This window comes from Pseudomonas sp. 14P5.3.2, from assembly GCF_057799175.1.
In genome coordinates this window covers 97,831-120,517 of the sequence record NZ_JBYOKU010000007.1, presented here as the reverse complement: position 1 = coordinate 120,517, position 22,687 = coordinate 97,831, and the positions used below count along the sequence as shown (strand labels likewise).

The following is a 22,687-nucleotide window of genomic DNA, read 5'->3' as shown; positions in this document are numbered from 1 at the left end:
GATTGGGGGATGCTGGTGAGGTTCACCGACTTGAGCCAGTTCTACTGAATCCATAATCGCTGCCGATCTTTCAGGTCGATGCCTGACGCAAGACGCCTCGGTCAGTCCCTTCTCCCTCCGGGAGAGGGTTAGGGTGAGGGGCTGTTGACGTTCAGCGGTGCAGAACGTATTGCCCGCTGAACGTCACCGCATCCTCGTCGCTGCCGGCATTGACGATCCGTGTATTGAGCGTCAACCGTGCGCGCCCGTAGCGCTGATACATCGCCAGAAATTTCTTCCAGACCGCCGCTTCCGGTGGCGGACATATAGCCGTGGCATCACCGGTCACGGGCTGCGGATAGCTGATCTGCCCTTCCTGAATCACGATGTGCCCGTCTTCGATGCCTTCTTCCTTCAGGCGCAGATGCAGCCAGCCCCAACCCGCCAGCACCGCGCCGCAGTAGAGACTGCCGCCGAACATGGTGCTCTTGTGATTGACGTTCGGCTCCAGCGGCAAGTGCAGGCTTAACTGCTGCTCGTGCCAGGCGAGAACCTTGAGGCCCATTTCCCGGGTCAGGGGAATGTCGTGATGCAGCAACGATTCCAGATAGCGACTGTCGCGACTCATTCGGCTTCGTCTCCATGGGCGCTGCTGTCGGCAAAATTCAAGCCGTGCTTGCGCAGTTTGTCGTGCAGGGTTTTGCGCGGAATGCCCAGGGCTTCGGCGAGGCTGCGTACCGAACTGTGCGAGCGCGCCAGCTCGGCGGCAATCAACGACTTCTCGAAGTTTTCCACTTGCTCGCTGAGCCCGCCACTGATGACTTCCACCGTGCTGCCGCCGCCTTCGCTTCCACTGTTATCCAGCGCCAGTTCCAGACCGAGGGCGAAACGCTCGGCAGCGTTCTGCAGTTCGCGCACGTTGCCCGGCCAGGTGTGGCGCAGCAGCAAGGCGCGTTGCGCCGGTTGCAGTTCATGAGGCGGCAAACCGTGGCGGGCGCTGGCTTCATCGGCGTAATGCTGGAACAGCACCAGCGCGTCCTCGCCGCGTTCGCGCAGCGGCGGAATGCGTAGGGGGGCGACGTTCAGTCGGTAGTACAAGTCGGCGCGAAAACGCCCTTGATCGGCGGCCTGACGCAGGTCTTCCTTGGTCGCGGCGATGACCCGGATGTCCAACGGGATCAACTGATTGCCACCCAGACGTTCGACCACGCGCTCTTGCAGCATGCGCAGCAATTTCACCTGCACGTCCATGCTCATGCTTTCGATTTCATCGAGGAACAGCGTGCCGCCGTTGGCGAATTCGAACTTGCCGATGCGGCGTTTCTGCGCGCCGGTGAACGCGCCCGGCTCATGCCCGAACAGTTCGCTTTCGACCACCGATTCGGCCAGTGCCCCGGCGTTGATCGCCACGAATGGGCCATTGCGCCGGCTCGACAAGTCGTGCAGCGCACGGGCCACGACTTCTTTACCGGCGCCGGTTTCACCGAGAATCAGCACGTCAGCCTTGGTCGCCGCCAGCGCGCCGATCTGCTCGCGCAGGCGCAGCATCGGCGCCGAGTGGCCGACCAGTCGCGCGCTCAGTTCGTTGCGATCGCTCAGGGCCAGGCGCAGGCTGCGGTTGTCCAGCACCAGCCGGCGCAGGGCCAGGGCACGGCGCACGCTGTCGAGCAGCGCATCGCTGGCGAACGGTTTCTCCAGAAAGTCATAGGCGCCGGCACGCATCGCCTGCACCGCCAGCGGCACATCGCCGTGGCCGGTGATCAGCAGCACCGGCAGCTCCGGGTCCTGAGCATGCAATTCGCTCAACAGCTCCAGGCCGTCCATGCCCGGCATGCGGATGTCGCTGACCACCACACCGGGCCAGTCACGCTCCAGTTGCCCGGCCAGACCTTTGGCTTCGGACAGCGGGAGGATTTTCAGCCCGGCCAGGTCCAGGGTCTGGCCGAGGGCCTGACGCAGGTGCGGATCGTCGTCGATCAACACCACCTGAATGCGATTGTCGATGGTCATGCACTTCGATCCTCGGACGGTTGCAGGCTGACCCCGGGCGCGCCGGCGCGCAGCCGCAGGGTGATCAAGGCGCCACCTTGCTTGTGGTTGGCGAACGATAGTTCGCCACCGAAGGCGCGCATCAGGGTTTCACAGATGGCCAGCCCCAGGCCAAGGCCCTGGGTGCGGGTCTTGGTGGTGTAGAAGGGCTCGCTGGCGCGACCGAGGGCTTCCATGCAGAACCCCGGGCCGTTGTCGCGAATGTACAGGTTGACGCCCTCGGCGGTGGATTCGGCACTCAGCCACAGTTTGCGCGGCGGGCCTTTTTCGGTCAGCGCATCGAGCGCGTTGGCCAACAAGTTGCCGAGCACCTGACGCAGCCGGGTTTCCCCGGCCTCGACCCACAGGGTGGCGGCCGGCAGGTCGCGGATCAGCTCGACTTCCATGCTGCGGCGCCGTTTGGCCAGCAACGCCAGCGCATCGTCCAGCGCCGGTTGCAGGGCCACGCTTTCCGGGGCATGGCGATCGCGGCGGGCGAAGGCCCGCAGGTGGGCGATGATCGAGGCCATGCGCCCGGTGAGTTCGCTGATCAGTTTGAGGTTGCCGCGGGCGTCGTCGGTGCGCTGATGATCGAGCAACACTTCGGCGTTTTCGGCGTAGCTGCGAATCGCCGCCAGCGGCTGATTGAGTTCATGGCTGATGCTCGCCGACATGGTTCCGAGCGCCGATAGTTTTCCGGCCTGGACCAGATCGTCCTGGGCGCGCACCAGTTCCTGCTGGGCCTGTTCGCGCTCCAGCACTTCCTGCTTGAGGCGGCGGTTGAGGCCTTCGAGATCGCTGGTCCGTTCAGCCACCCGGCCTTCCAGTTCACGACGGGCCTTGGCTTCGAAAGCGATGCGCTCCAGGTAATGCCGACGGCGTTGCATCATCAGCCCCAGCAACAGCATCACCACCAACAGTGTGGCGCCACCGATCGCCACCACGGTGCGTACCGGACGGTCGATCAGCGTACGCGGGGCGAGGATGCTGACGCTCCAGCCGGTTTCGGCGATGTTCACGGTTTGCGTCAGCCAGGCATTGGGGCTGAGGTTCAGCGGGCGCGGCTCACGCGTCGGATAGGGCTGGATGGCGGTGATCGCCAAGCGCTCGGGCTCGCTCAGGGGGCGGGTCGAGCGGAAGCGCCATTCCGGGCGCGAGGTGAGAATCACCACGCCGTTATGGTCGGTCACCAGCAGTTGTTCCGGGGTTTTGCCCCACAGGCTTTCGGTGTGGTCGAGGTCAACCTTGATCACTAGCACCCCGATTATTTTCTCTCCGTTGCGCACTGCCGCCGCGAAGAAATAACCGCGCTTGGCCGAGGTGGTACCGAGGCCGAAGAAACGTCCGAGGCGTCCGGCCATGGCTTCACTGAAGTACGGGCGGAAAGAGAAATTGCGTCCGACGAAACTGTCGTGCTTGTCCCAGTTCGACGCTGCCAGGGTCTGGCCGCTGGTGTCCATCAGGTACATGACTTCGGCGCCGGTCTGCGCCGCGATGTTTTTCAGCAGGCGGTTGGCATTGCCCTGGGTGACGCCGTCGTCCGGTGCGCCGAGTACGGCGCGCAGGGCCGGCAGGTCGCCGAGGATCTGCGGCAGCACTTCATAGCGGTGCAGGGTACCGAGCAGGTTGGCAACGTAGAGGTCGAGGGTCTGGCGGTTTTGCCCGGCCAGTTCACTGCGGTAATAGCGCTCGGCCAGATGTTCCAGAGGCCATAGAAGCGGCGCCAGACACAGCGCCAGCAGGGCGAGGCTGCGCCAGCGAGGTCTGCGGGGAAGGGTAGGTTTCATGAGCCGGATGCGCCTGTGGTGACAGGCGCATTATGCCTAGGCTCAGGCGAAGACGTCAGCGTCCTTGAGCAGCGCGCCGGACTGATCCTTGGCCGACAGCTTCGGTGCTTCATCAAGCTGCCAGTCGATGCCCAGAGCGGGGTCGTCCCAGCGAATGCTGCGCTCGGACGATGGATCGTAGTAGTTGGTGGTCTTGTAGAGGAACTCGGCGAACTCGCTCAGCACCACGAAACCATGGGCGAAACCTTCCGGAACCCACAGTTGACGGTGGTTTTCAGCCGACAGGCGTACGGCAACCCATTTGCCGAAGTGCGGCGAGCTGCGACGGATGTCCACGGCCACATCCAGCACTTCACCGGCCGTTACCCGGACCAGTTTGCCTTGGGTATTTTGCAGTTGGTAATGCAGGCCGCGCAGCACACCTTTCTGCGAGCGCGAATGGTTGTCCTGAACGAATTGGGTCTCCAGCCCCGTTGCATCCTGGAATGCCTTGGCGTTGAAACTCTCGTAGAAGAAGCCGCGCTCGTCACCAAATACCTTGGGTTCGATGATCAGAACACCCGGCAGATCGGTGGTGATTACATTCATGAGGTTTTTCCAGATAGAGGTGAATGGCCGACATTCTTGCGCAAAGTGCCCGCGGATGCGAGCGCTTGAATAACACGGATCGGGGGTTGCGCATCCACGGTAGCAATGGCGATATAGGCGCCTAATAAAATTTCAGGGGTCGTTCCATGCCGCTCGCCACGTTGATTCATCGCGCCAGTTTGCCCAGCCCGCAGGTTTCTGAAGCGCAGGCCCGGCAGTGGTTGGCGGAGCATTACGGCCTCAGTGGCACGTTACAGGCACTGGGCAGTCAGCAGGATCTGAATTATCGGGTCGACACTGAGCGTGGGCGGTTTGTCCTGAAAATCTGCCGCGGCGACTATGCACTTGTGGAGTTGCAGGCTCAGCATTCTGGCCTCAAGTACCTTGCCGAGCACTCTTCGGTGCACGTGCCCAGAGTGATCCCGGCCAGTAACGGCGCGGATCTGTTATCGCTGGAGGCCGACGGCGAGCCAGTGCACGTGCGTTTGCTGGACTACATCGAGGGTCAGTCGCTGACTCATCTTGATCACTTGGGCCACGACGTGGTGGCCGGTTTCGGTCAACTGTGTGGCGAGATGGATCTGGCCCTGGCCGGCTTCGATCACCCAGGCCTTCAGCGCACGCTGCAGTGGGATGCGCGTCACGCCAGTGCGCTGATCAAGCATCTGCTGCCGGTGATCAAGGATGAAGGCCAGCGCGCACTGATTGCTGACGCTGCCGAACAGGCCGAACGTCGCTTGCAGCCGCTGCTGGACAAGCTGCCGGTGCAGGCGATCCACATGGACATCACCGACGACAACGTGGTCTGGCAACGAGATGCCCGGCGTCATTGGCAATTGCAGGGCGTGATCGACTTCGGTGATCTGGTGCGCACCTGGCGCATTACCGATCTGTCGGTGACCTGCGCGGCGCTGCTGCACCATGCCGGCGGAGATCCGTTGGTGATTCTGCCGGCAGTGCAGGCCTATCACGCAGTCAATCCGTTGCAACATGAAGAGCTGTTGGCGTTGTGGCCATTGATCGTGGCGCGCGCAGCGGTGCTGGTACTCAGTGGCGAGCAGCAGGTCAGCATCGATCCGGGCAACACCTACAGCCGCGATAACCTTGGCCACGAATGGGAAATTTTCCACGTGGCCACGTCTGTGCCGCTGGCGCTGATGGAAGCGGCGATCCTCACGGCGGTCGGCCAGCCGCTGCCGGCCATTGACAGTGAAGGCTTCGCTCCGCTGTTGCCAGAGCTGGTCGGGCGCGAGTTTGCGTTGATAGATCTTGGCGTCCTCAGTCCGCATTTCGAAGCGGGCAACTGGGAGCAGGAGGGGATCGATCAACGGCTGCTGACTGAAGCCGCTGCCGCGCATGGCCTGGCGGCGAGTCGTTATGGGCAATACCGTTTGTCGCAGACGCGAGTGGACAGCGCGGTAGAGCCGGAGACCTTCCCGCTGCACGTTGAACTGCGCGTGCCACAGGGCACGACCGTGGAAGCGCCGTTTGCCGGTGTGCTGCACCGCGCGGCGGACGGTGTGCTGCAGCTCGACGGGCCGCAGCTCAGCGTGCGTTTGCGCGGTGTGAACGCTTCGCTGCACAGCGGCGCGGCGCTGGTCAAAGGACAGGTGCTCGGGGCGGTCAGCGGTCCGTTGCTTGTGCAGTTGAGTCGTGTGGCATCGCTGGATGCACCATGGTTCTGCAGCCCTTCGCGCGCTGCCGCGTGGCAGGCCTTGTGTCCTTCGCCAGCCACTCTGCTCGGCCTGGCTTGCGATGCCGAACCGGAGCTGGACGGCAAAACCTTGCTCGAACGGCGCGACGCGAGTTTCGCCCGCACGCAAAAACATTATTACGTCGACCCGCCGCGTATCGAGCGCGGCTGGCGCAATCACCTGATCGACATGCAGGGCCGCTCCTACCTCGACATGCTCAACAACGTAGCGGTGCTCGGTCATGGTCATCCGCGCATGGCTCAGGTGGCGGCGCGACAGTGGTCGCTGCTCAACACCAACTCGCGCTTCAACTATGCCGCCGTGGCGGAGTTTTCCGAACGCTTGCTGAAACTGGCGCCGGACGGCATGGACCGGGTGTTTCTGGTCAACAGCGGCAGCGAGGCCAACGACCTGGCGATCCGTCTGGCGTGGGCCTACAGCGGCGGGCGCGACATGCTCAGCGTGCTCGAGGCCTATCACGGCTGGACGGTCGGCGCCGATGCGGTATCGACATCCATCGCCGACAACCCGCGTGCGCTGGAAAGCCGTCCGGACTGGGTGCACCCGGTGACCGCGCCGAATATTTATCGTGGCCAATTCCGTGGTCTCGATTCTGCGCCGGACTATGTGCGCAGCGTCGAAGCGCAACTGGCGCATATCGCCGCGCAGAAGCGCCAACTGGCCGGGTTCATCTGCGAACCGGTGTACGGCAATGCCGGCGGGATTTCCCTGCCGCCCGGTTATCTGAAACAGGTCTATGCGCTGGTACGGGCCCAAGGCGGGGTGTGCATCGCCGACGAAGTGCAGGTCGGTTACGGGCGCATGGGCCACTTCTTCTGGGGCTTCGAAGAGCAGGGCGTGGTGCCGGACATCATCACCATGGCCAAGGGCATGGGCAACGGTCAGCCGCTCGGCGCGGTGATTACGCGTCGGGAAATCGCCGAGGCGCTGGAGGCCGAAGGCTATTTCTTCTCGTCGGCAGGTGGCAGCCCGGTGAGCTGTCAGATCGGCATGGCAGTCCTGGATGTGATGGAAGAAGAAAAGCTCTGGGAAAACGCGCAGATCGTCGGCGGTCACTTCAAGGCGCGGCTGGAAGCGCTGATCGATAAACATCCGCTGGTGGGTGCGGTACATGGCTCCGGCTTCTATCTGGGGGTGGAACTGATCCGCAACCGCGAGACGCTGGAGCCGGCCACCGAGGAGACCACGTTGTTGTGCGATCGCCTGCGCGAGCTGGGGATCTTCATGCAACCGACCGGGGATGACCTGAATATTCTCAAGATCAAACCGCCGATGGTCACCTCGCGGCGCAGCGTAGACTTCTTTGTCGACATGCTGGATCGGGTGCTCGAAGAAGGTCTGTAAACGCTGCTTTTGTGGGAGCGGGCTTGCTCGCGAATGCGGTTTTTCATTCAAAGGTGATATCGACGGATGTGCCGCCTTCGCGAGCAAGCCCGCTCCCACATGGGTTCAGTGCTAATTCGATTTGTATCGGTATTTAACTGTTTTTTTTAGACGAGCGTCATTTTAAAGCATTTTAAATACGATATTTATCGGTTATAAAGTCGCCATTGCTTTGCAACCCTTCGACGGTTCCCAGGAGTCCTGATCCGATGACCACTTTGAAAAGTACCCCGCGTGACGATGGCTTCTACATGCCGGCCGAGTGGGCGCCGCAGACCCAGACCTGGATGATCTGGCCCGAGCGCCCGGACAACTGGCGCCTGGGTGGCAAGCCGGCACAAGCTGCGCATGCCGCCGTGGCCAAGGCCATCGCCCGGTTTGAACCAGTGACCGTCGCGGTTTCCGCTGGCCAGTACGAAAACGCCCGTGCGCGCCTCGACGTGCCGAATATCCGTGTGGTCGAGATGTCCAGCGATGACGCCTGGGTGCGCGACAGCGGCCCGACTTTCGTCATCAATAACAGCGGTGAAGTGCGCGGTGTGAACTGGGACTTCAACGCCTGGGGCGGCTTTGAAGGCGGTCTGTACTCGCCGTGGAACCGTGATTCACAGGTCGGCGGCAAGATCCTCGAAATCGAGCGCAGCCCGCGTTATCGCACCGAAGGTTTTGTGCTGGAAGGCGGCTCGATACACGTCGACGGCGAAGGCACGCTGATCACCACCGAAGAGTGCCTGCTCAACCACAATCGCAACCCGCACCTGAGCCGCGAAGAGATCGAAGCGGTGCTTCGCGACAATCTGTCTGTGGATAAGATCATCTGGCTGCCCGATGGCCTGTTCAACGACGAAACCGACGGTCATGTGGATAACTTCTGCTGCTACGTGCGTCCAGGCGAAGTGCTGCTGGCGTGGACCGACGATCCGCAGGATCCGAACTACCCGCGCTGCCAGGCCGCGATGAACGTGCTGCAAAGCAGCACCGACGCCAAGGGCCGCCCGTTCACGGTGCACAAGATGCCGATCCCGGGGCCGCTGTATGCCACCGAAGAAGAGTGCGCGGGCGTCGATCCGGTCGACGGTAGCCAGGAGCGCAATCCTTCTGTGCGTCTGGCCGGTTCCTACGTGAACTTCCTGATTGTCAACGGCGGCATCATCGCGCCGAGCTTCGACGATCCGATGGATGCCCCTGCACGAGAAATTCTGCAGAAGCTGTTCCCGCAGCACGAAGTGGTGATGGTGCCGGGTCGTGAACTGTTACTGGGCGGTGGCAATATTCACTGCCTTACCCAACAGCAGCCAGCGCCGCACAAAGAGTGAGTTGAGACGTAACAGCTTGAGTTGATTCATAAATCAGCCAGGCAACAATTAGCTCGCTGTGCATGCAAAGAAGCCCGCGGCCTTACAGGACCGCGGGCTTCTTTGTATCCGCTTGTCGACAAATCGGAAACCTTGGCATAGCTCTTGTATCGGACAAAGCGCACTAGGGAGAGGGGGGACTTCAATAGTTCTGTCATAAACCTTGGATAACTTGGCCGCTCACGAACGGGGAGAGAGCGCTGAAATGAACGCCGAAGTGAACGTAGTCAGCGAGCGGAATTTGCATCCCATGGTCGTAAACGGCGAATCGCTCCAGATTGTCGCGCACTTTTTGAAATCCAATGGAACGCGTCAGATCAGGGAACCTGATCCGCGCCGGATGATGATCGAGCGCTATCCCGCTGGCCTGTTCAGCGAGGCCGAACTGGAAGCGTTATGGGCTGTGATGCAAGGATAAGAAAAACAACAAGGATTGGTAAAAGCGCTGCCGGGATGGCGGCGCTTTTTTATGCACGACACAAAACCCACTGCGAACATTGGACCTGTGGGAGGGGGCTTGCTCCCGAATGCGGTAAGTCAGTGACGATGATGTTGCCTGGCCCGACGCCTTCGGGAGCAAGCCCCCTCCCACAGGATTTGTGTGAAATCAGAAGCTGTAAGTACCGGTCATCACCACGCTGCGCGGTGCGCCAGGCTGGATCTGATATTGGCTGGTGGCCGAGGCGTAATACTCGCGGTCAGTGATGTTGTTCAGTGCCGCACGCAAATCCCAGTCCTTGAAGCGGTAACCGACCAGTGCATCCCAGCGGCCATACCCCGGCAGCACGGTGGTGTTGGCGTTGTCGGCATAACGCTGGCCGACCAGGGTCAGGCCGGTTTCGCCGTACCAGCCCATTTCCGGTTTCCAGGTCAGGAACAGGCTGCCGTTGTGTTTGGCCACGTTGTTGACGCGCTTGCCTTCCAGGCCGTTGTTGTCCTTCTCGATGGTGGTGTCCTGCACGCCGACGCCGCCGCGCATGTACCAGTTGCCGACCAGTTTGCCGGTGGCGGTCAGCTCGATACCGCGTGAGCGCTGAAGGCCGGTCATGACGGTCAGGGTCGGATCGTTCGGATCGCTGGTGCGGCGGTTGTAGAGTTCCAGGTCGTAGACCGCCAGCGTGGTGCTCAGGCGATCATCCAGCCAGTCGCTTTTCACCCCGATTTCTTTCTGTTTGGTCAGCTCCGGACTCAAGTCGTTGCTATTGCCGGCTGCGCCCGGGGTGATGCCGATCAGGCCGCCGCCGACCGGCGAGAAGGTCTTCGACCACGAGGCGTAGAACGAATGATTCTGCAGCGGCGTCCAGACAATCCCGACGCGCGGGCTAGTGCTGTGGCTGTCGCGATCTTCAGTGATGTTCTTGAGCTTGTTGGTCGACTCGATATCGAAGGTGTCGTAGCGCAAGCCGGCCAGCAGTTGCCATTGATCGTTCAGACGCAACTGATCCTGCACGTACAGCGCGCGGCTTTCGACTTCGGTATGGCTGCTGCTTGAGACCTGCATGCTGCCGGTGTGGCGCAGATTGCGGTTCGGGTTGTACAGGTCGAGCGATGGCACGGGTTGTGCGCCTTGCGTTCTGCCGGTGGCGGCGTTGTACAGCGTCGGGTCGCGGCGCTGGCTGCCGATCTCGATACCCGTGAGCAGGCGATGCTCAAGGCCAAAGGTATCGAAACCGCCTTCCAGTTCGAGGTTGTTGTAGACGTTGCGGGTGGTCAGATCCTGCTGCCAGTGCTGGCGCGCGACCTTGTTGGTTTTCGGGTCGAAGTTGGTGAGGTAGGTGTTGTCGAAATCACTGTCGAGCTTGAACACGCCCAAGGTCTGGCGCAGTTGCCAGTTGTCGTTGATCTCGTAGGTGAGTTTGGAGCGCAGAGACTGCGCCTTGTCATCGATGAAGTCGTGATCATTGCCGTAGGTGGTGTCGCGACCAACGTCTGCCGGGCGGCCATTTACCCCCGGAATGCCGCGATCCGGGGTGCGGTTGTAGCGGCTGTATTCGTATTGCACCAGCCAGTTGAGGTCCGGGGTCAACTGCCAGCTCATCGACGGGGCGAACAGCTGGCGGTTGCCGCTTACGCCGTCGCGGAAGCTGTTTTCATCCATGTTGCCCATGTTCAGGCGCAGGCTGAGGTTTTCGCTGGGGTCGGTGCTGAGGTCGGCGTACAGGCTGCGCAGGTCTTCGCTGCCGCCCTGCGCTTCGATGGTCGAGCGACGGCCGAACTCGGGCAGCTTGCTCACGCGGTTGACGATCCCGCCCTGGCTGCCACGGCCGTAAAGTACCGCCGCCGGGCCTTTGAGCACTTCGACCCGTTCGATATTGTGCAGGTCGCGCTTGTACTGGCTGTCGTCGCGGATGCCGTCCAGATAGAAGTCGTTGCTGGCGTCGAAGCCACGGATGCGCAGGCTGTCGAAGCGGGTGTCGGCGCTGCTGCTGACGTTGGGAATGCCGCTCAGGGCGTCGCCGATGTCATTGGTGCCGTAGTCGGCGACGTTCGCGGTCTTGATCGAGTCGATGGCCTGCGGCACGTAACGCACCGGGGTGGAGGTGCGGGTCGCAGTGCTGATGATTTTGACGCGCGGGTCTTCGGCTTGTTCTTCGGCGCTGATCGCGGTGGCAGGCAGTTCGGTGGCGGAGTAAGCAAAACCGCTGGACAGAATGGCAGACAATCCAAGGGTGACGGGCGTGAGGCGGAACGGGGCAGGCATGGAAAAGCGCATCCGAAAGGGTAGGGAAATTCAAACGCGCAAATGTTAATGCTTTGCATTTGCTCCCGTAATTTATTCCTGAGAAGTTCCCCTGTTGGATTGTTTCAATTTGTGTCGATCTCGATACATGCCGACCCTTTGAACAATTTGACCGATTACCGAAACAGTCTGAAAGGCATTCCGACGTTTTTCGCCAACACACGAGGGAATAGTCTGCCGGCATCGAATTTTCCTGATTGGTTGCCGGAGTACTCCCATGATCCTTCACTACATCTACGACCCATTGTGCGGCTGGTGCTACGGCGCCAAACCGCTGGTGCAAGCGGCGCAGCAAGTGCTGCCGGTCGTTGCCCATGCGGGTGGAATGATGAGCGGCGCGAATCGCCAGCGCGTTTCGCCGCAACTGCGCGATTACGTCATGCCCCACGACCGGCGCATTGCCGAATACACCGGGCAGCCATTTGGCGAGGCGTATTTCGAAGGTCTGCTGCGCGATCACTTGGCGGTTTTCGATTCGACGCCGCCGATCGCAGCGGTGATGGCGGCAGAGTCCATCGACGGCCGTGGTCTGCAACTGCTTGGACGTTTGCAAACGGCGCATTACGTGGAAGGGCGGCGCATTGCCGATGAATCTGTGCTGTTCGAACTCGCCAGTGAGTTGGGTTACGCCGAGCACACCTTTGCGGCTGCGTTTAAGTCCGTTGATACGACAGCGCATGTAAAAGCCAGCCGCGCGCTGTTGGCGCAACTGGGCGGCCAGGGATTTCCAACGTTGGCACTGGAGCAGGACGGACAATTCACCTTGCTCGACATCAGCCCATGGCTTGGCAAACCGCAGGCTTTCGCCGAGTGGTTGGGGCAAGCGGTTGTCGCTGTTGAGCCAGGGCAATCCCCCGCGCAATGCGGTCTCGACGGCTGCGTGTAATCGCGCTGGATTCACTGGCTGAGCGCATTTCCGAGCAATGCGCTATCGCAAAATTTACGATTCTTAGACGATTTTTACCTATTTAAAGACGATTCTTGAAATTGACACATTATTGAGGGCGCGGCTACGATTCGGCCCAACGCCTGTGGCCAACCGCCATGACTCAAAATAATAAACAGGCCCGCCACGGTTTTTCCGTGGGCGGGCCTTTTTGTTTTCGGGGTGAAAAAAGAGTGCATTAGCGCCGTTTCAGCCGTTCGACACAGCGCGTTTCAACCCGTAATAAGGAAAACAAAATGTTGAACAAGCGAATCAGTCTGATCGCACTGGGGATGTTGAGTGCCACACAGGCCATGGCTGACGGCCAGGCCGAGTCCAAGGGTTTTGTTGAAGACAGCAGCCTGAAAGTGCTGCTGCGCAATGCCTACATCAATCGTGATTACAAAGACGGCAACAAAGACAAGTCTGAGTGGGGCCAAGCGGCCATCGGTACGTTCTCGTCCGGTTTCACCCAAGGCACCATCGGTGTGGGTGTTGACGCCTTCGGCCTGTACGCCCTGAACCTGGAGCGTAGCGAAGATCGCAGCGGTGCCGGCGGCATCGACTTCTTCAAACGTGGCGACAGCGGCAAACCTGCCAACGACCTGTCCAAGGGCGGCGCAGCGGTCAAATTCCGTCTGTCCAATACCACGCTGACCTACGGCGACCAGATGCCGGCCCTGCCGGTGCTGAATTACGACAATTCGCGTCTGCTGCCGGAAAGCTACACCGGTACCTTGATCACTTCCAAAGAGATCAAAGGCCTGCAACTGGACGCCGGTCGTTTCACCGCCGAATCGCGTAAAAGCGCTGAAGGCCGTGACAGCGGTGGTCTGAAGGCTATCAACGTATTGGGCGGTAGCTACCAGTTCACCGAACAGTTCAAGGCGGCGCTGTACGCTTCCGACGTTGAAGACGTGCTGAAGAAGCAGTACGTGAACGCCAACTACGTGTTCCCGATCGACAAGGATCAGTCCCTGACCCTGGACTTCAACGGCTACCGCACCAAGCTCGACGACTCCTATGTTCGTCAGAGTGGTGCTACCGGTGACGACAACAAGATCTGGAGCCTGGCAGCGACGTTCGCCACCGGCCCGCACTCGTTCACCGTGGCGCACCAGCGTTCCACCGGCGACAGCAACCTGGGCTACGCCTACGGCGGCTATCAGAAAGAGCAAGGTCGTGTCGGTGACGGTGGCAACACCATCTACCTGGCCAACTCCTACTGGTCGGACTTCAACGCTGAAGACGAGCGGAGCTGGCAGCTGGGTTACGGCCTGGACTTCGGCGCATTCGGCGTACCGGGTCTGAGCTACAACTTCGCTTATGTGCGTGGCGACAACATCACCACTTCCACCAGCGAAGGCGGTACCGAGCGTGAGATCTTCAACCAGGTCAAATACGTCGTGCAAAGCGGTCCGGCGAAAGACCTGAGCGTGAAGTTGCGCAGCTCGATCCTGCGCGTGTCGCAGAAATCCAGCGAGTACAACGTCAGCGGCAACGAGCTGCGTGTATTCGTGGACTACCCGATCAACATCTTCTGATGAACGATCCGGTGTAAGAAACATGAGAAAACCCCGACTGGTTCGTAATGCTGTTCACTTAAGTGGAGCAGCCTTACGATCCACAGGAAACCGGGTCTTTGAAATTTTCACCGTCCTAGGTCTCGAAGGCCTTGGGCGGTGATCCAGAAACAATCCTCCAATACCTGCCCTCAACTCTGATAGCCGCCTCCCTGTCGCTGAAATCGGATTGGCTGCTGCCATTACGATCAGTTGGACCGCGATGTACTGACAGGCTGGTTTGAAGCGGATGTCCGAAGGGAGGCGACCCAATGCAACTGCCGCTTGACTGGCTTCCCGACGAACCACGTTGTAAGCCAGCAACAGTCCCCAGACTTCCTGATAGATCAAGTCGACTTTTTTGCTACGCAAGGTCACTGCGTTCTGCTGCATTGAGCTTTTGATGTCTCTGAAGCCTAACTCGATTTCCCAGCGTTCCTGATAAAGCCGGGCAACGGCTTCGGTGCTGTAGGTGCTCGCCGGCAGTGACGTCATGACTGTCTTGAGTTTGCCTTGAATTTCATAGCTGACTTCGCGGGCCTCCCAATGTGTTGAGAGGGCCGGATTTCGGGCTCTGGCTTGCGGTGAGAACTTCATGCGCACCAAGCGATTGTGCGGGTTGTAACGAGCCACTTCCTCACAAACCGTGCCTTTTTTGGCTGGAATCAACCAGTGCCGATGTGCACCGGCTTTATTCAGATTCGACAGTAGTTCGGCACCCCAGAACCCTTTATCGAATAACGTCACCGAGTGATCGGGAACCTGCTGCAAAAACTCGTCGGCCAAGCGCATTTCACTGCGTCGGTAAGGGCTCAATTGGGCATCCAGGATTACGTGCGAACGCACATTCATCAACGCCACCAAGCGCAGCATGGGGAACGGAGTCTGGCGCTCGGTCCGGGTGTTTCCCGACCCGAAATGATCTCGAAGTTCGGGCGTATCCGGAGTACGCAAAAGCGCACCGTCCACTGCAAACACTTGCAGGCCCTGCCAAGCATCATCGGTATAACGCTCCGCGCCCCATTGATGACCTGTCTTGCGAAATAACCATTCAACAGGATCGGCACCGAGCCGCTTACGCGCTTCGGTTACACCGCTTCGTGCTAATAGCTGGTCAGAGGCCAGCCCTTGGGCACAAATGTTCAAACGCCTGGCCACTTCGTGGACCGGCTCGTCACGAAACAGCGCCATACCGAGTACCAGCCAAAGCACTTGATCGGCGGGCAAGCGACGTCGGCGAATGGTCGCCTGACTGGAGAGATCCAGTGCAGACGCTACCCACTCAACCGGAATATGTTGGGTAAAGGTACTCAGATCGCAGAAGTTAAAAAGATCGCCAAGGTCGAGCAGGTCTTGCTGAACAGACATAAAAAATCCGATGCCAGAGGTCTGGCATCGGATTTTCAAGTAAGCCCTGCTGAGACTCAAATGCTTAAGTGAACAGCATTACGACTGGTTCGGGTTTTTTTTTCGACCTCTTTTCTATAGAAACTGTAAAAAACCCGTGTTTTTGTCATGTAAAAGTTGTTTTTACGCTGCTGCAAACTCCGTTTCAAACTGGGCTTTAAATGCCTGAAATTCTTTCTCATGGACGCAAATTCTCCACCTAATAGATTAGGCCGCTCAACGCAGCGGAGAATTTGGTAATGATCGTTTTGAACAGAGAAGTGGGCGAATCGCTACGGCGCGACAAATATGTCAACGTCCAGGGTGGTGACTTCAATCTCTACGGTCATTTTGCCGACTTCGTCAGACTGACCAAAAGTTGGGAAAACATGGAGCCAGACAGTTACTACGGTCAGGCCGAAGCCGGCATGCGTTACCGTCGTTACAGCGACTTTGAGTACAACCCGAAAACACGTGAATTGAAGCAACTCGAGCATCGCGCGTACGTGCAGTCGAAAGAGAACAACGCCTACGTGGGTGGTGTTGTGCGGCACTTTCAGGACTTCTCCGATGAAGTGATTACTTCACCGGTGATGCGCAGCCTGATCGACACCGATTTTGAAGTGTACAAAAGCGTGTTGCCGGAAGAGCTGCACGATGAAATCTGGCAATGCCAGATCCATCAGATCCGCATCGAGATCAAACCCGGCAAGCAACTGGAAATCACTCCGGAAGGGATTCACTGCGACGGCTATCCGTTCAGCGGTGTGCACTTCTGGGGGCGCAACAACGTCGAGGGCGCGGAGAGCCGTTTGTACGATGTGCACGAGCATCAACTGGCGTCGACCACCTACAAGGAAATCCTCGACACCACGTACTTCCTTGACCGCGACATGCGCCACTACGTGACTCCGGCGCGCAACACCCACACGCATGCCATGGCTTACCGGCAGATTCTGGCGATTTCCTTCTCGCGGCCCGGGACCGCTTTCGACATTGTTCGCTAATCAGATCACCCCAATCGATGGCGTCGAGTGCTCGACGCCGGTGGTGCTGCGACGCGCCACCGCCAAGGACGCGCAGCGCATGGAGCGTTTCTTCCGCCAGTTCGACGAGGTGTCGTTCTGTGAGTGGCAGGACGCCAAATGCCTGCGCGGTGTATTGATCCAGAAGACCACCACGGCCTATCTGGCCTTCGACGTCGAAGGCGAAATCGTCGGTGCGGTGCTCGGCGGCATGCTCGGCAGCCGCGGCACCATCAACCACCTGGCGGTCAGCCCACGCTATCGCAGCCAGGGCGTCGGCCAGCGGCTGGTGGAAGCGGCGTCGTCTGACATGAAACGGGTCGGTGTATTACGGATGTTTCTGTTCGTCGACGATGCTAACCTCGCGGGCAAGCGATTCTGGACTGCCCAGGGTTTTTGCGAACCCCACGGCGAGCGGACATTTGAGAGGGATCTATGAATGAAACGTCCGGCAGTGCGCCGCTGATGGCTGCCCATCAGCCATCGCGCACGTTTGCCGAAGCCAGCCCGGTGGTGGCCGGTTATTTCACGGTGTCGTTCGTGTTCGGGCTGATGGCGGTCAACGCCGGGCTGCCGATGTGGCTGCCGGTGGCGATGTGCTTGTTCGTCTACGCCGGCGCTTCGCAATTCGCCGCGCTGGCGCTGATCTCCAGTGGTGCTTCGCTGACTACCATTGTGCTGACCACGTTCCTGATCAATGCGCGGCACATGCTGATGTCGGTGTACATGGCCAAGGCCCTGCGCGCACTGGGGCTCAGCCGCATGGAGCGCTGGGCTTACGCGGGTGGGCTGACCGATGAGTCTTTTGCGTTTCACAGCGTCAAGTTGGGCACCGGCGCGCCGGTCAATATCCGTTACCTGATCGGCTTCAACCTGTTCTGCCACACCTCCTGGGTGCTGGGCGGATTGCTGGGCGCCGTTTGCGCGCAATATGCGTCGCACCTGATCAAATACCAGCTCGACTACGCACTGACCGCGATGATGCTCTACGTGCTGGTGTCGCTGTGCAACACCCGCAACAAACTCATCGCCGCAGCGGCTGCCGTCGCCTGCATGGGCGCGCTGAGCCTGGTCGGTACTTCGCCATTCAACGTATTCATCGCCACGTTCGTGGGCTGCGGAGTAGGTGTATGCCTGACCAAACGTTCCTGATCCTGGTGGTAGCGCTGATGATGGCCGTGACTTTCCTGCCACGCGCGTTGCCACTGCAAGTCAACACCGAGCACTGGCCGCCATTCGTTGCGCGGGCGCTGGAATACCTGCCGGTGGCGATCGTCGCTGCGATTAGCCTGACTCCCTTGTTGATCAAGGATCAGCACCTACAGCTCGACCGCCCGGAATTTTATGCAGCCATTCCGACGCTGTTATGTGCGTATTTCAGCAAAAACCTCTTTCTCAGTGTGGCGGTTGGGACGGCTGCGTACATTGCGCTCGGCTCGTTCATGTAGCGGCAGATCGACCACGTCATTCAGGGCCTGGCCCGACAGGTTCGGATTGTTCACCGCCAGACGCACTTCGAGGAAATCCTCGAAACCGGGGAAAATCGTCAGGCCGTTCTTTTGCGCGGCCTCACGAGACACCATGCCGACCGCGTCCATCTGCGTGATCAACGACAGCGTCAGGGTCTCGCTACAGGAATAAACCATGCGCTGACCGTTCTCGTGATTGCCCAGACCAGCGTCGAGAAAGCGCAGGAAGCTGTGGGAATACGGACAATCTTCCGCAGGACGCACCTGAAACTTGTTGCCCAGCAACGTCAGTGGATCGTTTTCCTGCCCGCAATGGGCACCGACCACCTGCACCTGTACATCCGGCAGGACGATGCTCGGCAGACCCGGACGCTGCGGGCCGATCAGCACCGCGAGATCAAAGTCTTCATTTTTCAGCTTGCTCAGGTTCTCCATCGACTCGGCGTAGCTGAATTCCATCTGGTAATCGGGAAACACCTCGATCAGGCGTCCGATCATTCGCCGATTGAAGTCAGACGACAACGTGTTGTTCAACGCAACCTTCAATGTGCGCTGGCCAGGCACCTTGAGCGCCTCGACCTTTTCTTCCATCTGTCGCGTGGCAATCAGCACTTTGTCGATGTAGGGCGTCAGCTCCGTGCCTTGCGGCGTCAGCGTCAGCCCTTTGTTGGAACGACGAAACAAGCGGAAACCGAACTGCTCTTCGACCTTGTTCAACTGCGCGGCCAAGGCCTGCACAGTCAGGCACGAATGCTCGGCTGCGGCCGACAACGAGCCGGTCTGCACGATGCGCATGAGGTTGCGTAAGGTTCTGCTATCCATGGGTAATGCCCTCTGAAGTGGGCTGGGTATTGTTGTTTACGAGACTGCCGATCCGGCGTCATATGCTGGCTATATTCCAGCACCTGAGCATAGTTGTCGCGGGTTTAGTAGCGAATTGATGTCCCCGCCGATGGCTGGAAGCTGACACAGGATCGGGATTTTTGATGACGTGGGGGTGATTGGGGTCAAGAAATGTGCGTGGTTTTGGTGCGCAGGGCGGGTTTTTCGAGGAGAAACGGCTTACATCTTCCGAGGTTTTTGCCTGCGTCATGAGCAGATAGGTCTCAGGCAAAGTAACGATTCAGCTGATACCACCTACCTCGTCAAAGGAGTTGAAATGGATGCTTGGCGTCTGAGCCATGGCGGTAGAGAACCACCTATCAACTTCGCGTTGACCGACGAAGATCCCTCCGACCACAATGCAGAGGTAGCGCTGATGTAGCTACAAAATCATGATGAGGTAATTGAAATGGCTGCACTACTGAAAACTACCGATGTGCGCTGCCGCATTGATGAGGATTTGAAAGCGCGTGCCACTGAAGTCTTGAACGCTTGCGGGCTGAGCATTAGCGACGCCATGCGACTTTTTCTGCGGCAGGTTGTTGCCACTCAGGGGCTTCCCTTCGAGGTGCGAGTTCCATCAGAGAAAACGGCCCGCGCAATGATGGAAGCACGAGAAATCCGTCAGCGTTTCGACTCGATAGACGACATGCTGAGGACTGCTGATGGCGAGACCGGAGAAAACACAAAAACGCGCTGATCGGCCTAAACAGTGTGCACAGACTTCTGAATTCAAGAAGTCTTGGGATCGTTATAACCGCGCCGGAAGGCGAGACATGAACGACGTCCGGAAGGTGATGGCGATGTTGTTCTTGGGGCAGCAATTACCGGCAGAATATCTGGATCATGCGTTGACTGGAGATTGGTCTGGATTCCGCGAGTGTCATATCGGTGGCGATTTTCTGATGATTTACGAGAACACGCGCCCAGACCTGATCACGTTTGTGGATCTAGGGAGCCATTCAGAATTGTTTAAGTAGCGCAGAAATACATCAGCCGGCTTAACTCCGCCTTCTGTGCGTTTGATCATTACGATTGTTCGTTTGTGTATAAAAACTCTAAAAAATTACAGTTATGTACTAGTCTTCAGCTAACACAAAAAAATCAGGAGGCGTCTATGCCTACCTCATCCCCGGCCTTCCCCCCACGCGAACAACTCGACGCCCCCGATGCCGGTCGCGTCGCGCTGAAGTTCTTCTTTAACCTCATGGAGCGCTGGGGCTGCAGCGCCGAGCAGCAACGCACATTACTCGGCGGAGTTGGCAACACCACGTTCTACAAATACAAACACCTGCCGAACATACGTCTGCCTAACGACACCCTTGAGCGGATCTCCTACCTGATGGGTATTCACAAGGCGCTGAGCATCATCTTCAGCAATAGCCGCGAGCGCGCCTATACGTGGGTCAGCAGCCCGAATACGGCGGCGCCATTCAATGGCCGGACCGCGCTGGATTACATGCTGGCGGGGAGGGTGGTCGATATCGCCGACGTGCGCCGCTACCTCGACGGGGTGCGCGGTTGAAGGCCCCACCGCTGGCCGATCCGCAATGGCCCAAAGCCTACCGGATCGTCAACAGCAGCTTCCCGCCGATTGCGTTGTTCGAAGACGTGCTCGACCCCGAAGACCTGGAAATCGCCTACGCGCTGGAAGCGCTGACCAATGATCGCCTGATCGAGCAGGCCGGCGTCCTCGCCCGCGTGCGCCCCGAAGACCGGCTCTCCGGCCCGGGCTCAACTCCGGTGATGGCGGCGTTCACCCACATCGGCAAAAGCAGCCGCTTCACCGATGGCACCTTCGGCGTCTACTACGCCGCCAGCAGCCAGGCCGCGGCCATCGCCGAAACCTGCTATCACCAGGAACGTTTTCTTGCGGCCACCAACGAAGCGGATCTTGAGTTGACCATGCGTACTTACGTTAATCGGGTGGTTAAGCCGCTGCATGATGTTCGTGATGGTTTTGCACATTTGCATCAACCCGATCCGGAAGCCTATGGCCCGTCCCAGACGTTTGCCCGACAACTGCGTGAGTCTGAATCGTGGGGGATGCTCTACAACAGCGTTCGCCTGCCGGGCCACGAATGTGTTGCCGCGTTCCGGCCGCCGGCCGTGTCGATTCCGAAGCAGGGTAAGCATTTGCGTTATGTGTGGAGTGCGAGTCAGAGAAGGATTTCGTTTGTGTTTGAGATCAGTCAGGTTTGAAACGCAAAAAGCCCTCGCGATACCGCGAGGGCTTTCTTTTGGCGGTTTACGTCAATGGCTTGCTGTTGGCGCATCCAGCACTTTCACCACGTCGTCGATCAGCGCCTTGCTTAACTCCTGCAGATACCGGGAGGCATAAGCGTGAAGGTCAGGATCGCGAGAAACTGTAGAGTCGGCGGTCAGCAGCTTGGAGATGTGAAGCAAGTGTGAGGCGTGCGAGAGGGCGGCCATCACTGGAACACCACGATTGGTGCGGAACAGCGCTCGATTGGCCTGGAAGGAAAAGTGTGTAAAGCCTGGTGTTTTCAAATCGAGGTAGTTGGTCATTTCGCTTCACCTGTATCTAAGGTGTGGAGTGAGTTGACCGATGTGGCAGCGCGGCGGATTACGGATGGATTGATGGCATTCATTTGTAAACTCCCTGTATCAAATGAGAGCTGCCATTTTCGTTCTCAGGCGAAAGGGTGGCAGCTATGCGCAGGCTGAGAAACCGGAGATACAGGAATCCGGCAGACCCGAAGGTCTCCCACGCACAGCCGCCATTACACGTGAATGCGGGTGCAAAAAAGCGCCGGCAATCATGGGTTTGGGGCGCTGGTGCGCCTGCATCTTACGCGGGTTCTCAGGCCCGGTCGCTGATTTGGTAGCGACGGGTTTGACGGTAGCTTGCGGAGGACGGACGCGCAATCGTGGCCAGGTGGTGGCCGTTGCCATCTCTGTGTAGTGCAACACTTATGTTGCGAATGCAGCAAATATGTTGCACATTCGCTTTACCGAAACGGCGAGTGATGCACATGAAGTACAGCGAGTTTCGGCGATGGTTGAAAGCCCAAGGCGTTGAGTTTCAAACCGGCAAGGGCAGTCACTTCAAGGTTTCCTTGAATGGCAAATCAACTGTGTTTCCCGACCATGGAGCCAAGGAAATGGGCGAAGGGCTGAGAAAATCAATAATCAAACAGCTGGGCCTCATGAGAGGAATCGTGATGTTCGAATATGCGTTGGAAGTTCACGAAGAGCCGGACAGTGTCTGGTTGTCCTGCGCAGAAATTCCTGAGATGCACGCCGTTGGCGACACCCTCGAGCAAGCGTTGGACACCGCCATTGATGCAATCGAGACGGCATTCTCGATATACGTTGATGATCGCCGGTTGATTCCGACCGGGCAGGCAGGAGAACAGGCAAGTGACGTTGTATTGCGTCTGCCTGCGCTGACTGCAGCAAAGGTTGCTCTGTGGAATACGCTTTTGGAGTCAGGTTTAAGCAAGGCCGAGTTGGCACGTCGTCTCGGCGTACAACGGCCTCAGGTCGATCGCCTGGTAGATTTCCTGCATCACTCCAAAATCGAGAATGTTGAGCGTGCGTTGCAGCAACTTGGAAGGCGGATTTCGCTTTCGGTTCAAGCGGCATAAGTTCAGCCAGCGAGCGTTGGAGAAAATGGCTGAAGGCGAAGAAAAGGCATGGCAAATGAACTAGAGCGATTTCAGACTTGATGGAATCTGTACGTCAGATGAAGGCTGGACAGGCCTCGTGCGCAACGCTGCTGCCGCTCTCGGCGGCCAATGAAGAGCAAAGGAAGGCCAGGGTTTCTCAAAGCGTTTTCGCCAACCTAAGCACCGTGGTGACACGAGCAAAATAAGGTGGGGAAAAATAGAGTCAGACCA

Annotated in this window: 22 protein-coding genes and 1 pseudogene; 15 read left to right on the top strand and 8 right to left on the bottom strand. The window is 58.9% G+C overall.

What is annotated here, in order from left to right:
- Positions 1–151: 151 nt before the first annotated feature.
- Genes AC27VU_RS08035 through rfbC form a run of 4 tightly spaced genes read right to left on the bottom strand, consistent with a single transcriptional unit; the run spans position 152 to position 4,382 of the window.
- Complete coding sequence (locus AC27VU_RS08035) at positions 152–607, bottom strand: YiiD C-terminal domain-containing protein (RefSeq protein ID WP_488723832.1); 456 nt, start codon at positions 605–607, stop codon at positions 152–154.
- The gene (locus tag AC27VU_RS08030; RefSeq protein ID WP_003220686.1) at positions 604–1,989 is read right to left on the bottom strand and encodes a sigma-54-dependent transcriptional regulator; all 1,386 of its coding nucleotides are present in this window, start codon (positions 1,987–1,989) and stop codon (positions 604–606) included. Before AC27VU_RS08030 ends, AC27VU_RS08035 begins: the two co-directional genes overlap by 4 nt.
- Positions 1,986–3,794 carry a sensor histidine kinase gene (locus AC27VU_RS08025; RefSeq protein ID WP_488723831.1) on the bottom strand — a complete coding sequence of 603 codons (1,809 nt, stop codon included), beginning with the start codon at positions 3,792–3,794 and terminating at the stop codon, positions 1,986–1,988. Before AC27VU_RS08025 ends, AC27VU_RS08030 begins: the two co-directional genes overlap by 4 nt.
- A 42-nt stretch (positions 3,795–3,836) precedes the next feature.
- On the bottom strand, positions 3,837–4,382 hold the full coding sequence (gene rfbC / locus AC27VU_RS08020; protein WP_488723830.1) for a dTDP-4-dehydrorhamnose 3,5-epimerase: 546 nt from the start codon (positions 4,380–4,382) through the stop codon (positions 3,837–3,839).
- Between the two features lie 146 nt (positions 4,383–4,528).
- Here rfbC and AC27VU_RS08015 point away from each other — a divergent pair, with 146 nt between their 5' ends.
- From AC27VU_RS08015 to AC27VU_RS08005, 3 genes are all read left to right on the top strand, one after another.
- Positions 4,529–7,441 carry an aminotransferase gene (locus AC27VU_RS08015; RefSeq protein ID WP_488723829.1) on the top strand — a complete coding sequence of 971 codons (2,913 nt, stop codon included), beginning with the start codon at positions 4,529–4,531 and terminating at the stop codon, positions 7,439–7,441.
- 248 nt (positions 7,442–7,689) lie between these two features.
- On the top strand, positions 7,690–8,796 hold the full coding sequence (aguA, locus tag AC27VU_RS08010; RefSeq protein WP_488723828.1) for an agmatine deiminase: 1,107 nt from the start codon (positions 7,690–7,692) through the stop codon (positions 8,794–8,796).
- Between the two features lie 244 nt (positions 8,797–9,040).
- Positions 9,041–9,253 carry a hypothetical protein gene (locus AC27VU_RS08005; protein ID WP_003220694.1) on the top strand — a complete coding sequence of 71 codons (213 nt, stop codon included), beginning with the start codon at positions 9,041–9,043 and terminating at the stop codon, positions 9,251–9,253.
- A 189-nt stretch (positions 9,254–9,442) separates the two neighbouring features.
- Here AC27VU_RS08005 and AC27VU_RS08000 read toward each other — a convergent pair whose 3' ends face one another.
- The gene (locus AC27VU_RS08000; protein WP_488723827.1) at positions 9,443–11,536 is read right to left on the bottom strand and encodes a TonB-dependent receptor; all 2,094 of its coding nucleotides are present in this window, start codon (positions 11,534–11,536) and stop codon (positions 9,443–9,445) included.
- Positions 11,537–11,792: 256 nt separating this feature from the next.
- On the opposite strand from AC27VU_RS08000, the gene AC27VU_RS07995 reads away from it, so the two are divergent.
- Both AC27VU_RS07995 and AC27VU_RS07990 read left to right on the top strand, forming a co-directional pair.
- On the top strand, positions 11,793–12,461 hold the full coding sequence (locus tag AC27VU_RS07995) for a DsbA family protein (RefSeq protein WP_488723826.1): 669 nt from the start codon (positions 11,793–11,795) through the stop codon (positions 12,459–12,461).
- 296 nt (positions 12,462–12,757) lie between these two features.
- A complete protein-coding gene (locus AC27VU_RS07990) occupies positions 12,758–14,044 on the top strand; it encodes an OprD family porin (RefSeq protein ID WP_400498756.1) in 1,287 nt (428 codons plus the stop codon).
- A 54-nt stretch (positions 14,045–14,098) separates the two neighbouring features.
- Here the strand turns inward: AC27VU_RS07990 and AC27VU_RS07985 are convergent, their stop codons facing one another.
- Positions 14,099–15,430 carry an IS4 family transposase gene (locus AC27VU_RS07985; protein ID WP_488723825.1) on the bottom strand — a complete coding sequence of 444 codons (1,332 nt, stop codon included), beginning with the start codon at positions 15,428–15,430 and terminating at the stop codon, positions 14,099–14,101.
- 278 nt (positions 15,431–15,708) lie between these two features.
- Between AC27VU_RS07985 and AC27VU_RS07980 the strand changes: the two genes are divergently transcribed.
- From AC27VU_RS07980 to AC27VU_RS07965, 4 genes are all read left to right on the top strand, one after another.
- Positions 15,709–16,455 carry a 2OG-Fe dioxygenase family protein gene (locus AC27VU_RS07980; protein ID WP_003220699.1) on the top strand — a complete coding sequence of 249 codons (747 nt, stop codon included), beginning with the start codon at positions 15,709–15,711 and terminating at the stop codon, positions 16,453–16,455.
- 79 nt (positions 16,456–16,534) lie between these two features.
- A complete protein-coding gene (locus AC27VU_RS07975; RefSeq protein WP_003220700.1) occupies positions 16,535–16,912 on the top strand; it encodes a GNAT family N-acetyltransferase in 378 nt (125 codons plus the stop codon).
- A complete protein-coding gene (locus AC27VU_RS07970; protein ID WP_003220701.1) occupies positions 16,909–17,625 on the top strand; it encodes an AzlC family ABC transporter permease in 717 nt (238 codons plus the stop codon). Before AC27VU_RS07975 ends, AC27VU_RS07970 begins: the two co-directional genes overlap by 4 nt.
- Positions 17,604–17,921, top strand: coding sequence for an AzlD domain-containing protein (locus AC27VU_RS07965; protein ID WP_003220702.1), 318 nt, complete (start codon positions 17,604–17,606; stop codon positions 17,919–17,921). Before AC27VU_RS07970 ends, AC27VU_RS07965 begins: the two co-directional genes overlap by 22 nt.
- On the opposite strand, the gene AC27VU_RS07960 is transcribed toward AC27VU_RS07965, so the two are convergent.
- Complete coding sequence (locus AC27VU_RS07960; protein ID WP_045122253.1) at positions 17,838–18,764, bottom strand: LysR family transcriptional regulator; 927 nt, start codon at positions 18,762–18,764, stop codon at positions 17,838–17,840. The two genes, AC27VU_RS07965 and AC27VU_RS07960, sit on opposite strands and share 84 nt — an antisense overlap.
- A 469-nt stretch (positions 18,765–19,233) precedes the next feature.
- Here AC27VU_RS07960 and AC27VU_RS07955 point away from each other — a divergent pair, with 469 nt between their 5' ends.
- From AC27VU_RS07955 to AC27VU_RS07940, 4 genes are all read left to right on the top strand, one after another.
- Positions 19,234–19,524: a type II toxin-antitoxin system RelB/DinJ family antitoxin gene (locus AC27VU_RS07955; protein WP_003220704.1), complete on the top strand. Its 291-nt coding sequence runs from the start codon at positions 19,234–19,236 to the stop codon at positions 19,522–19,524.
- Positions 19,490–19,804 (top strand): type II toxin-antitoxin system YafQ family toxin, encoded by a 315-nt coding sequence (locus tag AC27VU_RS07950; protein ID WP_003220705.1) that lies wholly within the window; start codon positions 19,490–19,492, stop codon positions 19,802–19,804. The genes AC27VU_RS07955 and AC27VU_RS07950 overlap by 35 nt, the downstream gene beginning before the upstream one ends.
- Positions 19,805–19,941: 137 nt before the next feature.
- Positions 19,942–20,349, top strand: a complete 408-nt coding sequence (locus AC27VU_RS07945) for an MbcA/ParS/Xre antitoxin family protein (protein WP_003220706.1) — start codon at positions 19,942–19,944, stop codon at positions 20,347–20,349.
- Complete coding sequence (locus tag AC27VU_RS07940; protein ID WP_488723824.1) at positions 20,346–21,026, top strand: RES family NAD+ phosphorylase; 681 nt, start codon at positions 20,346–20,348, stop codon at positions 21,024–21,026. Before AC27VU_RS07945 ends, AC27VU_RS07940 begins: the two co-directional genes overlap by 4 nt.
- Before the next feature lie 51 nt (positions 21,027–21,077).
- On the opposite strand, the gene AC27VU_RS07935 is transcribed toward AC27VU_RS07940, so the two are convergent.
- Complete coding sequence (locus tag AC27VU_RS07935) at positions 21,078–21,353, bottom strand: DUF3077 domain-containing protein (RefSeq protein ID WP_103485286.1); 276 nt, start codon at positions 21,351–21,353, stop codon at positions 21,078–21,080.
- 467 nt (positions 21,354–21,820) lie between these two features.
- On the opposite strand from AC27VU_RS07935, the pseudogene AC27VU_RS07930 reads away from it, so the two are divergent.
- Together AC27VU_RS07930 and AC27VU_RS07925 are read left to right on the top strand one after the other, a co-directional pair.
- A pseudogene (locus AC27VU_RS07930) lies at positions 21,821–21,994 on the top strand (type II toxin-antitoxin system HicA family toxin); the annotation flags it as partial.
- A 15-nt stretch (positions 21,995–22,009) separates the two neighbouring features.
- A complete protein-coding gene (locus AC27VU_RS07925; protein ID WP_103485324.1) occupies positions 22,010–22,435 on the top strand; it encodes a type II toxin-antitoxin system HicB family antitoxin in 426 nt (141 codons plus the stop codon).
- Positions 22,436–22,687 lie beyond the last annotated feature (252 nt).